At 48.3% G+C, this 14,841-nt stretch carries 12 protein-coding genes; 10 read left to right on the top strand and 2 right to left on the bottom strand.

The features are described 5' to 3' along the window. Window positions 1-1,571, bottom strand: a 1,571-nt coding sequence (locus AC3DOM_RS08425) for a transglutaminase TgpA family protein (protein WP_487918599.1), incomplete at its 3' end; no start/stop codon positions are given. Between the two features lie 179 nt (window positions 1,572-1,750). Here AC3DOM_RS08425 and AC3DOM_RS08420 point away from each other — a divergent pair. The 10 genes from AC3DOM_RS08420 (at window position 1,751) to recR (ending at window position 13,364) form a co-directional block, all read left to right on the top strand. Then, on the top strand, window positions 1,751-3,916 hold the full coding sequence (locus AC3DOM_RS08420; RefSeq protein ID WP_487918598.1) for a protein kinase domain-containing protein: 2,166 nt from the start codon (window positions 1,751-1,753) through the stop codon (window positions 3,914-3,916). A gap of 167 nt (window positions 3,917-4,083) precedes the next feature. Further along, a complete protein-coding gene (gene hrcA, locus AC3DOM_RS08415; RefSeq protein ID WP_487918597.1) occupies window positions 4,084-5,112 on the top strand; it encodes a heat-inducible transcriptional repressor HrcA in 1,029 nt (342 codons plus the stop codon). Between the two features lie 3 nt (window positions 5,113-5,115). Beyond that, the gene (locus tag AC3DOM_RS08410; RefSeq protein ID WP_487918596.1) at window positions 5,116-5,691 is read left to right on the top strand and encodes a nucleotide exchange factor GrpE; all 576 of its coding nucleotides are present in this window, start codon (window positions 5,116-5,118) and stop codon (window positions 5,689-5,691) included. 92 nt (window positions 5,692-5,783) lie between these two features. Then, window positions 5,784-7,676, top strand: a complete 1,893-nt coding sequence (gene dnaK / locus AC3DOM_RS08405; RefSeq protein WP_487918595.1) for a molecular chaperone DnaK — start codon at window positions 5,784-5,786, stop codon at window positions 7,674-7,676. 65 nt (window positions 7,677-7,741) lie between these two features. Then, entirely contained in the window at window positions 7,742-8,866 is a 1,125-nt protein-coding gene (dnaJ, locus tag AC3DOM_RS08400) for a molecular chaperone DnaJ (protein ID WP_487918594.1), read from the top strand. A gap of 66 nt (window positions 8,867-8,932) precedes the next feature. Continuing rightward, entirely contained in the window at window positions 8,933-9,904 is a 972-nt protein-coding gene (locus tag AC3DOM_RS08395; protein ID WP_487918593.1) for a 50S ribosomal protein L11 methyltransferase, read from the top strand. Between the two features lie 36 nt (window positions 9,905-9,940). Beyond that, window positions 9,941-10,435: a lamin tail domain-containing protein gene (locus AC3DOM_RS08390; protein ID WP_487918592.1), complete on the top strand. Its 495-nt coding sequence runs from the start codon at window positions 9,941-9,943 to the stop codon at window positions 10,433-10,435. 291 nt (window positions 10,436-10,726) lie between these two features. Next, window positions 10,727-12,301, top strand: coding sequence for a DNA polymerase III subunit gamma/tau (gene dnaX / locus AC3DOM_RS08385; protein ID WP_487918591.1), 1,575 nt, complete (start codon window positions 10,727-10,729; stop codon window positions 12,299-12,301). A gap of 2 nt (window positions 12,302-12,303) precedes the next feature. Continuing rightward, the gene (locus AC3DOM_RS08380; protein ID WP_487918590.1) at window positions 12,304-12,654 is read left to right on the top strand and encodes a YbaB/EbfC family nucleoid-associated protein; all 351 of its coding nucleotides are present in this window, start codon (window positions 12,304-12,306) and stop codon (window positions 12,652-12,654) included. Window positions 12,655-12,755: 101 nt separating this feature from the next. Then, the gene (gene recR, locus AC3DOM_RS08375) at window positions 12,756-13,364 is read left to right on the top strand and encodes a recombination mediator RecR (RefSeq protein ID WP_487918589.1); all 609 of its coding nucleotides are present in this window, start codon (window positions 12,756-12,758) and stop codon (window positions 13,362-13,364) included. A gap of 53 nt (window positions 13,365-13,417) precedes the next feature. Here the strand turns inward: recR and AC3DOM_RS08370 are convergent, their stop codons facing one another. Further along, on the bottom strand, window positions 13,418-14,701 hold the full coding sequence (locus tag AC3DOM_RS08370) for an ISNCY family transposase (protein WP_487918588.1): 1,284 nt from the start codon (window positions 14,699-14,701) through the stop codon (window positions 13,418-13,420). Window positions 14,702-14,841: the final 140 nt, after the last annotated feature.

Raw genomic sequence — 14,841 nt, 5'->3', positions numbered from 1 at the left:
GAATAATTACAGAACCCTCTTTTCCAAGTAAACAGGAACCACTCAATAGGATCTTGATCCTGTGGTGGAGAGGGTATTTTCTCATCGTAAAATATCTCGGAACGAAGATAGCTAGTGATAGCGAAGGCTTGGTCATAGGGAGTTTCCTGGTTGAGAGAGAGCTCCGCTGCAAGTTCGCGGATGCTTTCAGGAAAATCTTCAGGAAGCTGGAGATAACGCTCAACAACCCAATCGGGGTATTCTGTTCCGGCCTGACGCATTTTAGCTATAGTTGGTTCAGCAAGAGCTGATTTTATGGTATAGCTCTCATTTGAATTTAGTGATGATTGGGCGAGCAACCGACTAATATCCATAGTCCCATCAGGTAAAGGCGTATATACCACCTGTGTATTTGAGCTGATATTAATTGGTTGTTGAACAGTTAACAATACGCTTTGGGATGGGATTTTGTTGGTAAAGACAAACTCTTGAAAGAAACTGGTATCTGTATTTGGTGGGTGGATTTCTACCATGGATGGGATGAATCTGGTGAGAGTATCTTGTGAGTGACTCCAATATCCATCTTCGTAAATATCGTATACGCGTAATTTCCAATAATACCGTTGAGCCAAGCGCCCGTCTGAGATATGGGCTGTAAAAAGTATTTGATTGTTCTGAAAAGGTCTTTCGCCTAAGAGCAATCTGGATTTATATAAGTCTCCGCTATCTTCTACTGGTTTTTCATCAATAGACGCAAAAGCATTGCCTAGTTGTTTTTGTGCATCAGTCAAGGAGCCGGTTGAATTTTGCCACCAACTTGCAATTGCAGCCCATTCAGCACGAGAGCTTGGGATACTCCAGGCAAACAAGACTATGATTGCGGTAGCAGAAAGTGTAATGATCGAGATATCAAGTCCAATACCAGGGTCTGTAAATACATTTTCCCTTTGCCAACGTTCTTTATTTTCCAGAAAATTTAGGCGCCCTAGCAAAACAAAGACAAAAAGGAAGTAAATGCCTATACTCCAAAACGAAGTTTCACTTGTCTGATCATAGTATTGAACAATGAGGATAATCAAAGTAGATGGAAATAATGCCGCGATGATGTTTTGATACCGTACAAAGACGTAGCTTGCATATAATCCTGTAAACCAAAAAACCATCACCATGAGCATAATAAAAAAGATGTGATCATCTACTGGTTGTCTTTCAGCCAATTGGTTAAATCCAGATAACAGACGGCTGCTGCCTTTTGTAATCCGAGTAATGAGAAGATGTTTCTGGTCTATGATACTGAGTAATTGCCAGGGCACAATTAATATGCTAAAGCTGAGCGTAAGCAATATTACTCCGAATTTTTTTAAGCGACTTATTCCAAGAGCAAGACCGAGCAACAAACTCAAAAGACTAACATTTCTTGCAACCTCAAGATCAGGCGTCCAGTCGGTAGAGACTAGCCTTGCAGAAGAAGTAAAAAGAATCATAGCAAACAGGATAATTGCGGGAATATCTCGCCAACGAGTAAATGACTTTTGCATGCGTTGAGTGTACAATAAAAGGGCATTTATCGTCAACTCAATAAGCGCCCCCATTAAAATCATTCCTCCAAAAAAATATTATTATCTCCCATGGTTGCCATTTTTATCTTTTCGCTCTTCACATTAATTACCATGAAATTAAAAGATTTACCCCAAAATCTGAGAACACTCTCTGTTATAATCGGCAACACTTGTAAACTATGAAATTATAGCTTCGGAGAACTTTTTTACTAATGACGCTGGAACGCGGTGCAATCCTCCACAATCGTTATCGTATTATGGAAATCCTTGGGCAAGGGGGAATGGGATCGGTCTATCGCGCCGTAGATGAAAATCTCGGTGTAGATGTTGCTGTTAAGGAAAATCTTTTTACAACGGATGAGTACGCACGCCAATTTCGGCTTGAGGCCATTATATTGGCAAATTTGCGCCAGCCCAACTTGACACGTGTTACCGATCATTTTGTTATTGAGGATCAAGGGCAATACCTTGTCATGGACTATATCGAGGGCGAAGATCTTCGCCAAAGGATGGAGCGTACCAGCACCCTCCCCGATGATGAGGTGATCTTGATTGGCGCGGCGATGGGCAAAGCGCTTCATTACCTCCATTCGCGAAAGCCACCTATTTTACATCGGGATGTGAAACCAGGTAATGTAAAAATCTCTCCTAATGGAGAAATTTTCCTCGTCGATTTTGGTTTGGCAAAAGTGATCCAAGGGAGTCAGATTACTACAACAGGCGCACGCGCCATGACCCCTGGCTACTCACCACCTGAACAATATGGCACAGCGCGCACCGATCCGCGGACTGATATTTACTCATTAGGTGCCACCCTCTATGCCGCATTGACAGGTGTGATCCCTGAAGATGGCCTGGCACGAGCCATGGAAAATGTCGAGCTGACGCCAGTTCGAAAACGTTCGCCAAAAGTTTCTCGACGGTTAGCCGTAGCAGTGGAAAAAGCAATGGAAGTGGATGCAGATGATCGCTTCCAGACGGCCGATGACTTTCGAAAAGCTTTGCTTGCTTCTAGTTCTAAGACACAGCGGCTTGTTCAGGATGATTTCAATATTACCCCATCTCCTTCCGTGCCGCTGGCTTCAATTGAGAAAATTTCTGTAGATAAGGCTAAAGACACTCCGGATAAGGATCTCTCTATGATTGGGGTCCCACTCACACCTCCGGTCGCAGAGTCACCACGTAAGAAACGTCTTAAAGAGCGCCGTAAAGAACGCTGGAAATTCATTCGCTTCTTGCTGATATTGATTTTTATTGTTGTTGGTGCCGCCGCAACAGCTTTGTATTATCCACAAATTTCAGCCACGCTTGCTGACTTTGGGTTAATTGCTGCACCAACAGCTACCCCAACCACTGTGTCTCCTCTAGAAACGGCGACAGAGGCGCTGCCCCTTCTTAATGAGTCTGCAACTGCAACGGAAACTGTGGAACCAACTGCGACGGAAACCGAAGTGCCAACTGCGACAATTACCCCAGTGTTTACATCAACCCCCACCGACACTCCCATCCCATTAACAACCCCGCTTGGGGGAGATCCAGGGCAAATTGCCTTTGTTTCTGATCGCGCCGGTACTCCTCAAGTTTATCTGGTAAACACCGGAGGGAAGGGAATCCGACCAATTACTAACTTATCTGACGGGGCCTGTCAGCCGGACTGGTCGCCTGACGGAGAAAAAATAGTTTTTGTTTCCCCCTGCAAGGTAGATCAGGATATATTAACAGGCTCCAGTTTATATGTCGTTGATGCCGATGGTACAAATCTGTCTCAACTCACCACAGCTGCCGGTGGAGATTTTGAGCCAGCCTGGTCGCCTGATGGCAAACGAATTGCATTTACCTCCCTACGCGATGGCCATCTGCAAATATATACAATTAATCTTGAGGATAACAATGTTCACAGATTAACTGATACAAACAGAGATGAATTTGCTCGCCAACCAGCCTGGTCGCCATTTGGGAATCAGATCGCCTATTCCATTCGCCGATATAGTGCTTATCAAATTTGGGTAATGACTGATACGGGACAATCATCAGAGCAAATTACCAGAAGCGGATACACTTTTTGGGATATCCTTCCTGTTTGGTCACCTGATGGAACGGCCATTCTGTATAATCAGCACTCTTCAGGTATTACCTCGAGAACCTGGTTGATGAGTATTGATTATGAAAACCGAGGTGGAGAAGGAGTGGATGTGGACGCAACTCCTCTTCCTGTAAGGGATGTAGATTACTCAGAAGATGGGTTATTGCTCGCTTTTGAAGGCAAAGATGGTAACAATCGCGATATATACTTGATGACTGCTTCGGGTGATTCCCGCACCCGGTTGACAACCGATCCTGGGAATGACATTGATCCTGCCTGGAGACCACTTCCCTGAGAATACCCTTTCAGTATTTCCATAAGCTGCCGTGAGATTGGCAGCTTTTTTCTTTAAAGTATCCGTTAACGAACTTCTTATTTGACGCTCATTTTTGCGCATGGTATCATCGTTTGCTATAGACTTAGCACCCTGTTCTTGAGGGTGCTAAAAAGATGCCTGTGCCGATGAATAAACTGACTGAACGCCAAAAAACGATTCTGATGCTGGTAGTGCGCGAATATATTGATAGCGGACAGCCGGTCGGTTCAAAGTTGCTGGTTAAGAATTATAGAATGGATATCAGCTCCGCGACGGTACGCAACGAAATGCGTGCTCTCACGGAAATGGGTTATCTGCGCACGACATCGGGACGTATCCCGACCGAAGATGGCTACCGTTATTTTGTCAGTCAGGTGATGCACCAGGCAGATCTGCCCAATGCTATTCAGCGGACGATCAGCCATCAATTTACACAGGCGCATTCCAGCATTGAGCAGTGGATGACTCTGGCGGCATCCGTTTTGGCACATCAAACGCAGATAGTTTCCCTCATCACTGCTCCGCGTAATGAACAAGTTATTTTCAAACATGTTGAGTTGATTTCAACACAGGGAAGACAAGTTTTGATGGTGTTGGTTTTTGCAGGTGGCGATATTTCCCAGCAAGTTCTGACCCTGGCCGAAACAATTCCTCAAGGTCGGCTTAGCCTGGTCGCAGAACGGCTTAATCAGAGCTTGAAGTCTTTGTCAGAAGAAGCGATTTCGGCGCTGCCCTCTCGCACAGATCTGTTGGAGAAAGATATTCTTTTACTCATCCAACAAGAGATGCACCAGCGTGGTGATGGTTCAGCTGGTGAGATTTATATGGATGGCATGGCGAATATTCTTGCCGAACCCTCCTTTGCCGACTCAGATGGAGGTCGCCGTACACTGCGTTTCTTTGATGAACGGTCCCGTCTACAGGATTTGCTCTCCAGCACAATAGCAGATTCCAGTATTGGTGGGGTACAGGTTTTGATCGGTGGTGACGAAGGCTGGGAAGAGTTGCGGCAATGTTCGATGGTGCTGGCAAGGTATGGTGTCCCCGGGCAAGCCGTGGGCACCCTGGGCGTACTCGGTCCCATGCGGATGCATTATGCACGCACCATCCCCACAGTACGATTTATGGCCGATCTTTTGAGCGGCTTGATTACAGAAAATCTTTCTGGAGAGTAAGAAATGATGGCTGAAAGCAAGAAAAATAAAAATACTAAAGATAATAAAGATAAGAAAGAACAAAAAGAGCAAAGCGAAAAACAGGCCAATGCCGAAGGTTTTGAGGCCAGATTAGTTGGCGTTGATGAGTACCAGGCCTTAAAGCAGGAACTGGAAGATAGCAAAGCCGAAGTTGTTGAAAAGCAAGATGAGCTGCTGCGTTCTTTGGCAGAATTTTCCAATTATAAAAAGCGTATTGACCGTGACCAGGCATTGAAATATCAGACCATGAAAGGCGATATTATCAAACGTTTTTTACCTGCCATGGACGATATGGCACGCGCCTTGCAGAATGCCCCCGAAGACCCCTGGGTGGAGGGGATTCAACTCATTTATCGAAAATTGGAAGGCGTTTTGGAAGCGGAAGGCATCACCCGTATTGAAGCAGAAAACGCTGATTTTGACCCCAACTTCCACGAGGCAATTGCGCAAACCCCAAGTGCCGGCCATGAAAGTGGTCAGGTTATCGAGGTTTTAGCGCAGGGTTATATGCTCGGTGAGCGAGTTATTCGCCCGGCGATGGTGCGGGTAGCAGAATAATTAAAAATGCGTAGAGTTTTCATGTTTCCCGGTAACCCACGGCGCGCATAAACTCTACCTGGAATAAATGTTTACATTAGGAGAAATTATTCATGAGTAAAATTATCGGTATTGACCTTGGCACAACCAACTCGGTGGCTGCAGTTATGTCTGGCGGCGAGCCAACCGTCATTCCATCGGCAGAGGGAGAACGTCTGGTTCCCTCGGTAGTGGCTGTTAACAAAAATCACGAACGATTGGTTGGGCGTGTTGCCCGCAACCAATCTATTGTCAACCCTGAAAACACAGTCTCTTCGATCAAGCGTTTTATGGGGCGAAAATTTGATGACCCCGAAGTACAGGACACGATAGCCCGTGTGCCCTACACAATTTCTGGCGCATCAAACGGCGACGTCCGCGTGACACTGGATAAAAAAGAGTATTCTGCTCCTGAGGTTTCTGCCATGATCCTTGCCAAGATCAAAGCGGATGCTGAGGCATATCTCGGAGAAACGGTCACGCAGGCTGTGATCACGGTCCCTGCCTATTTTAATGACGCCCAGCGCAACGCAACAAAAGATGCAGGCAAAATTGCCGGTCTTGAAGTTTTGCGCATTATCAACGAACCGACCGCTTCCTCCCTAGCTTATGGCCTGGATAAAAAAGACAATGAGATCATCATCGTCTACGATTTGGGCGGTGGGACCTTCGATGTTTCTGTGCTGGAAGTGGGCGATGGCGTCTTTCAGGTGCGCTCAACCAGCGGTGATACCTTCCTTGGTGGTGATGATTTCGATCAGCGCATCATTGATCATCTTGCCAAGGAGTTTAAAAAAGATAACGGGATTGATCTGACAAAAGACCGTCAGGCATTGCAGCGTTTAAAGGAAGCGGCTGAGAAATCAAAGATCGAGCTATCAACGATGATGCAGACTGAAATCAACCTGCCCTATGTCACTGCTGATGCATCCGGGCCAAAACATTTGGTCCTGACCCTGACGCGGGCCAAACTCGAGCAATTGACCGCCGACCTGGTGGACCGCACGATGGCCCCTGTCAAGCAGGCTTTGTCGGATGCCGGTTTGACGGCCAGCCAAATTAACGAGATAGTCCTGGTTGGCGGGATGACCCGTATGCCCGCCGTTCAGGATCGTGTCAAGGCCTTTTTTGGCAAGGATCCGCATAAGGGTGTCAATCCGGACGAAGTAGTCGCGATTGGTGCAGCCATTCAGGGTGGCGTTTTGGGCGGTGAAGTTAAAGATATCCTCCTTTTGGATGTCTCTCCGCTTTCACTATCCATTGAGACTTTGGGTGGCGTGGCGACTCGATTGATCGAACGTAATACCACCATCCCGACTCGCAAGAGCCAGATTTTTTCTACTGCCAGCGATAACCAGTCTCAGGTTGAAATCCATGTGTTGCAGGGTGAGCGCCCGATGGCGAGCGATAATAAAACGCTGGGAAACTTTATCCTAGACGGTATCCCGCCCGCACAACGAGGTGTTCCGCAGGTTGAGGTCACTTTTGATATCGATGCGAATGGGATCATCAAAGTCACCGCGCAAGATAAGGCGACTGGCCGCAGTCAGGATATTACGATCACCGCCTCATCCGGTCTCTCTGATGAAGAGGTTGAGAAGATGCGCAAGGATGCGGAAGAGCACGCCGATGAGGATGCCAAGCGGAAGGATTTGATCGAGGCGCGCAATCAGGCGGATAATACCGCCTATGGCGCAGAAAAGGCGATCAAGGATTTGGGCGAGAAGCTCCCTGATGAAGTGAAAACAGAAGTTAAAGAGGCTGTGGCCGAAGTTCGTAAAGTCCTGGAAAGCGAAGACGTGGAAGAGATCAAAAAGGCGACCGAGGCTTTGACCGAAGTTGTTCAAAAGATCGGTGCCAGCGTTTACGAAGAGCCGCAGGCCGAGGCTTCTGCCGAAGATGGTGAAGCTGATGAAGAGGCTGCCCCTGACGAGGATGTGGTCGAAGGCGAAGCGGAAGAGGTCTAATTGAGCACGTCATTGCGAGGGCGATAGCCCGACGCAATTTCCCTCGCGATGACTTTTAGGAATTTATGAGCAAACGTGATTATTACGAAATTCTCGGTATTCAGAAGAATGCCTCCGCAGATGAAATCAAATCGGCATTTCGCAGATTGGCGCGTCAATATCATCCTGATGTGAGTAAAGAGGCGGAGGCTGAAGAGAAGTTTAAGGAAATCAACGAAGCTTACGGCATCCTGTCAGATCAACAGAAGCGCAGTCAATATGACCGCTTTGGACATGCCGGGCTGGGCGATGCTGGCGGGATGAATTACGATTTTACCGGTGATTTTTCCGATCTATTCGAGGGTCTTTTTGGTAGCTTTGGGTTCGGTGGGATGGGCGGAAGCCGCTCTCGAAACGCACCCCGACGTGGGCGAGATCTGCAAAAAGATATCACGCTTGACTTTGATGAAGCCGTCTTCGGCGTGGAAAAAGAGATCGAGTTCACCCGTGATGAAGTTTGCTCCACTTGTAACGGCGACGGTGCGGAACCTGGCACGGCGATCAATACCTGTGCCACCTGCAAGGGGCAGGGTGAGGTCCGTCAGGTGCGCCAGACGATATTGGGACAGGTCGTGCAGACGGCTGCTTGCCCGCATTGTAATGGGCGTGGAAAATCGATTGAGACGCTCTGTCGTACTTGTCGGGGCATTGGGTTGGAACGTAAGGCGATCACGAAAAAAGTCAAAATCCCGGCGGGTGTCGAGAAGGGGACCCAGATCCGTTTGGGCGGTGAAGGCCAGCCCGGGGTTAACGGTGGGCCGCGCGGCAACCTGTATATGGTCTTGAATGTCAAGCCGCATAAATTCTTCCAGCGGCGGGATGATGATATCCTGCTCAATCTCGATATCAATATTGCGCAGGCTGTGATGGGCGCGGAGATCGAGGTCCCCACGGTGGATGGCAGCGAGAAGTTCAACATTCCCGCTGGTACACAGCCGGGTAAGGTCTTCAAGCTGCGTGCCCGTGGTGTGCCGCATTTGCAGCGCAGCGGACGGGGCGATCAGAAGATCATTATCAATGTGAATATTCCCAACAAGTTGAGCAGCGAACAGCGCGAAATTTTCGAGCAATTGGCTGGCACGCTCGATACCGAGATCAAGCCGCAGGAACGTGGCTTTATGGATTGGGTGAATGAAGTGTTTGGTGGGTAATATGAAGAGAGCTTAGAGAAATGAGTAGAAAGACGCTCATTTCTCTTTATTTAAGCAGAGGTTTGTATGAACTGGCTTGAAGTTTCCCTAACCGTAGATGGTGAATTGGCCGAAGCTGTTGCCGATGTTTTTGCACGCTATGCCCCGGGCGGTGTTGTCGCCGAGCGCGGGATCACCTATCAGGATGCGGATGATCCCGGCACGCCGACAGAAGAAGTCGTTGTTCGTGCCTATTTACCTGCAGACGAAGGCCTCGAGGAGACTCGTCAACATCTGGAGCAGGGTCTTGGCTATCTGAATATGATCCAGCCCATCCCGACCCCAACATTTACTCCCATCCAGGATACTAACTGGATGGAAGCCTGGAAAAAACATTACCGTCCGATCTCCGTTGGCAAGAAACTGATCATCGTCCCCGCGTGGATGGATTCCCCGGATGAGACGCGCATCCCGATCAGGATCGACCCCGGGATGGCCTTTGGGACGGGAACGCATCCCACCACGCAGTTGGCGCTGGAATTGATGGAAGAAATGATCGTCGATATCCGTAAATCGGGAGTTGGGAATCGGGAGTTGGGGGACGAATTATCGAATATTGATTCCCGAATAACGATGATCGATGTCGGCTGCGGCTCAGGGATCCTCTCGGTTGCAGCATTGAAGCTGGGCGTGGAGCAAGCCCTCGGCGTGGATATCGAATCCGCTTCGGTGGAATCGGCGCGCGAGAATGCCGACGTGAATGGGATCGGTAAGGAGTTCATCATCGGTCAGGGCTCGGTGGATGAGATTTTGGCGGGGAATTTTGAATTCAAATCTGCGCCCTTGGTGGTGGCAAATATCCTCGCCCCGATCCTGATCCGTTTAATGGAAGCAGGTTTGGGCAAGTTGGTTTCGCCCGACGGTAAGTTGATCCTTTCCGGTATTCTGGATGAGCAGGAAGAACGTCTCCTCGCAGCGGCAAAGTCCCATCATCTTAATATAGAAGAGCGACGCCAATCAGGGGATTGGGTGGCATTTGCACTGAGCACTAAAAACTGACCACTGAACACTGAATTGTGCTATCATAAAGGGGCGATGAAAAACCGTCAGAATTGGTTCCCGTTTTTGCTCATTAATATCTTTGTCTCGGCAGCTGTGACCGGGGCGATCCTGTTTTGGTATGATCGCACTTATCGACAAGCGGTGATCCCCTCCGCCCCGATTAATGCTGTTGCTTCAGAGAATGCTCCTTCAGCCGTAACGCTGGATCCTAATACCGAAATATTGGTCGATATTGTCAGTGTGATTGGCGCAGGAGCGCTGGATACAGAGATGGTTTTGGTGCGCTATAATGGCGAAGGGGAACTGGATCTGGCGGGCTGGCATCTCGAAGATGATGATAAAAAAGTCTATATCTTCCCACAGCTGACTTTATATCCCAGCGGTGCTGTTCAAATCCACACTGCTGCAGGGCAGGATACCGTTGTTGATCTGTATTGGGGATTGCGTCAATCTGTTTGGGAATCGGGTGAGGAAGCAACCCTTGTTGACCCGCAAGGAACAGAGCGAGCGACATATCAAGTGCCATAAAGATAAACAAAGATGAACCGAGATTTTTATACTCAAAAGGTAACTACTCAGTCTCTATCAAGATGGGACGCGGATTCTCACAGATCAGGCAGATTTACACGGATTTTAAAAACCTTTTTGCTTTTCTCCGTGAAAATCCGCAAAAATCAGGTTGAATCCGTGTTCTATTTTTACCATGCTGAGTAGTTACCTCAAAAGACGCGGAAAATGTCAAGAAAGATCTTTGTTCATCCTCGTTGATCTCCGGTAAAAATCGACTTATCTGACCATCAAACCAAAAGACTAAAAAAAATGACTCAAGCTTTTTATCGTAAATGGCGACCCCAAAAATGGGATGAGGTTCTCGGCCAGGCGCACGTCACACAGACGCTGCAGAATGCCCTGGTTGGTGAGCGCGTTGGACATGCCTATCTTTTTGCAGGGCCGCGTGGCACGGGCAAGACAACTGTGGCACGATTACTCGCCAAAGCTGTCAATTGCCAGGCCCAAGAAGTCGAAAAACGCCCCTGTGACGAATGTGATTATTGCAAAGCTGTCAATGAGAGCCGCTTTCTTGACCTGATCGAGATTGATGCCGCCTCGAATAATGGCGTCGACGATGTTCGTGATCTGCGCGAAAAGATCAACTTTTCGCCTTCGCAGGGGCAGTTCAAAATCTACATCATCGACGAAGTTCATATGCTCTCCACGCCGGCTTTCAATGCCTTGCTCAAAACGCTTGAAGAGCCGCCTCGCCACGCCATATTTATCCTTGCGACGACCGAAATACACAAAATCCCTGCTACCGTGCTCTCTCGTTGTCAACGGCATGAGTTTCGCCGTGTGCCAATGGAGAGCATTATTAAGCAGCTCACGATCATCTCTAAAGGAGAGAAACTGAAAGTTGAGCCAGATGCAATGCAGTTGATCGCCCGTCAGGCTACCGGCGGAATGCGCGATGCGATCTCTCTGCTGGATCAATTGGCCTCCACAGGAGAGAAAATTACCCTTGATCTGACCCAAACCGTTCTCGGCACAGCCACCAATGAAACCGTGCTGGAACTGGTGGATGCCATCCGTGATAATGAGCCCGCTTCCGGTTTGCAGGCAATCCACCGTGCCCTGGACGGCGGTTCTGATCCCCGTCAACTTGCGCGGCAGATCGTTGATTATCTGCGTGCCCTGATGCTTTTTCAGATGGGCAACGACGCACAGGTCGACGCAACACAGAATGTGAAAACTCGGATGTCTGTTCATGCGGTAGATTTTTCAGCCTCTGCCGTTTTGCGGATGATGCGTGCCTTCAATACTGCTGCTGTTGCGCAGCGCGGCGGGTGGCAGCCATCGCTCGGTCTTGAGCTGGCCCTGGCAGATGTGCTGGATATTCAGGATGAGGCCGAACCCGCTCCCGTTTCCAAGCCTCGTACCGAGCCCAAGAAAAAAACCGCGCCCCGGCAGGAGGCTAAGCGGACACAAGCCCCGGAACCTGCTTCCGCTAAAAAAACGGAAGCCAGCCCCAAGGAAGCGACAGCTCCGCAGGCACTGGTCAGCCGGGGAGAACTTGTCAAGGCGTGGACGGATATCCGTGCGCGTGTAAAAAAGGCTTCTCCCAATCTGGAGGCGTTACTAAATTCCTGCAAATCGCTGGATGTGCAAGGTGATACGCTTGTGCTGGGATTAGCCAGCGATGTGCTGGTTGAAAAAATCGAAAAATCCGAGCAGATGGAAATCATCCAAAAGGCGATGATGGACGTGCTTGGGGTAGGATTGAAGATAAGTTGCGTGGTCACCAACGCCAAGGGCAAAGTGCCCGCAGATGTTGACCAAAATGGATTGGTCGCTGCTGCCATTCAGGCAGGCGGCGAAGTTGTGGATATTCAGGAGTAAAGATGGCCAAAGGAAAAGGCAAAAACCGAGGTTTTCAGAAAAGCATGGCTGGTGGTGGTGGACAGTCAGGGATGATGCAGCAGCTTCAGCAAATGCAACAGCAATTGGCAGAAGCGCAAGAAAAGCTGGCTGAGGAAACCGTCACGGCTACGGCCGGAGGCGGGGCGATCAAGGTGACCGTGACCGGTGATCAGAAATGCACTGCTGTTGAGATCGCTCCCGAGTTTCTCGAAGATATCGACGCTGAAATGCTTCAAGACCTTGTGCTATCGGCTGTTAATATGGCCCTGGATAAATCTCGCGAGTTAGCGGCAGAACGCATGGGACCGTTGGCGAGTGGGTTACCGTTTTAAGGTTTGAATGTTAAAAGGGTCGCAGGTTGAAAAACCATAAAACCATAAAACCATAAAACCATAAAACCTTCCAACTTTCTAACTTTTAGAACTCGAGAAAAATGATTCTTCCCGAACCCCTTCAAAATTTGGTCAACGCCTTTGAGCGTTTGCCTGGCATTGGACCTAAATCTGCTTCCCGGCTGGCATTTTATCTGCTGCGTGATTCAAGCAATCTAGGGCAAGACCTGTCTGACGCTCTGGATGGCTTTAAGGAAAAGTTAGCATTTTGCCAGGAGTGTTTCAATATTACGGTTGCTGGTCGTGAGTTTTGTGAGATCTGCGCAGATTCTCGGAGAGACGCCAGCCTGATCTGCGTCGTAGAAGATGCGTTGGATGTGTTGAGTCTTGAACGGACAGGTGGATATCAGGGCAAGTATCATGTATTGCATGGCGCTCTTTCCCCGATCGAGGGGGTTGGCCCCGATGATTTGAAGATACATTCATTATTAGAGAGAGCAAAAAATAGCGATATCAAGGAAATTATTCTGGCAACCAACCCCAGCATGGAAGGCGATGCGACTGCGCTCTACCTGAGTCAACGCCTGGGAGGCTTCGATTTGCGGGTGACACGTCTTGCGCGCGGGCTTCCAGTCGGTGGTGATCTTGAATATGCTGACCAAAACACCCTTTTGCGTGCCCTTTCAGGTCGCCAGGATATGGATTTTTGACCAATTTCAAAATTGGCCTCGAATCCTCTGTCAACGTTAAGTTAAAATGTCCGCTATTTGCTTAAAGTAGAAATGTCCGCTTTGGGTCCAGACAAAGGTGTGGAAAACCCTTTCCGCCAGGGATGGTCAGAGGCGGGCTTGTGTTGCTTGCGAACCTTGTCTACCTTGCGATCAACATCTTTAGATGACAGAATTTGAGATTGTTTGGTTTGTGTTTTGAAGATTTTATAGGCTAACTCCTTGCCCATGTAGAGGATGGTGACTTTGCCGTTGGCATCCAAACAGACAGTTACTTTGGCTTTTCTCAAAGCGTAAGAAGGACGCTCCGTTTGGATTTGGTAAACGACATTCTGGAATTGGATACTCAAGTTTTTTGAGATGATTCTTGTTTCTTGCCAAGTCAGGATTTGGTCAAGATTATCCTTGAGCAAAATCGGGCGATGAGCGTCATAATTACTACGGGGCTCAACCGCAAAACGACGATTGAAATCTTCCATAAATTCAGGCAGATAAGCATTGCCATCTTCCATGCTGGAGATTCCCAAAAGCCGCATTTCTTTGACCAGACGATCTTGGAGCGTAAGATTTACCCGTTCTACCCGCCCTTTTGCCTGGGGGGTGTTCGCGCAGATAATGGCTATCTCTAATTCTTGCATCGCTCGCCCAAATTGGGTCAAGTTCTCTCCTGCCCCTACGCTGGGCTGATTGACCCTGAATATGCCGTGTTTATCGCTGTAGAAGGCTACAGGCTTGCCGTGACGCTCAATATAGGCTCTGGAGGCTTCTGCGTAGCTAAAGAAACTTTCGCTCTTTACAAATCGCAATTCACCCAGCTTTCCAGTTGCATCGTCGATAAACACGAGCAGTGTACAAGCTGGGGCGCGATCTTCAAACCAGCGATGTGGAGAGCCATCGATTTGCACTAACTCGCCAACGCAGGCGCGCCTTTCTCGCATTTGGTGTGCAATGATCTTTTTTACTTTGCGAGGTGTCCACAAATTCTCTCTAATCATGATTTGACGAACACTCCCGGACGAGAGTGCTAAATCGTGTTTCTCAACCAACTTTTCATGGGCAAAGGTTGGACCAAAATCGGCATAGAGACTATGTAGTAAATCAATCGCTTGCTGTCGTATTTCCGAAGATAAACGGTTGTTACTTGGCTTGCCACGACTTTTATTAACTAATCCTGCCGCACCTTTTTCTTCGTATCTTTTTCTTAGTCGTCTAATCTGCCTGACACTAATTCCCAGAGCTGCCGCCCCTTTCTTTTGTGTCATCTTTTTTGTTTTCATGCGCTCCATGACTTCTACGCGGCTAAGTTCTTTTTTGCTCATTTGTAGTAACTCCATCCAATGTCTCCTTTTTCATAAGGGGACATTTTAACTTGTCGGAAAGAGGACATTACTACTTAACGCTAACACGCAAACACATTTCCTTGACAGCCATACCACTATCGGTTAGATTAACTACCTTA

The sequence above is a fragment of the Candidatus Desulfolinea nitratireducens genome, assembly GCF_982879505.1.
The sequence above is the reverse complement of the archived record's forward strand: the minus strand, read 5'-3'. Positions and strand labels throughout refer to the sequence as shown.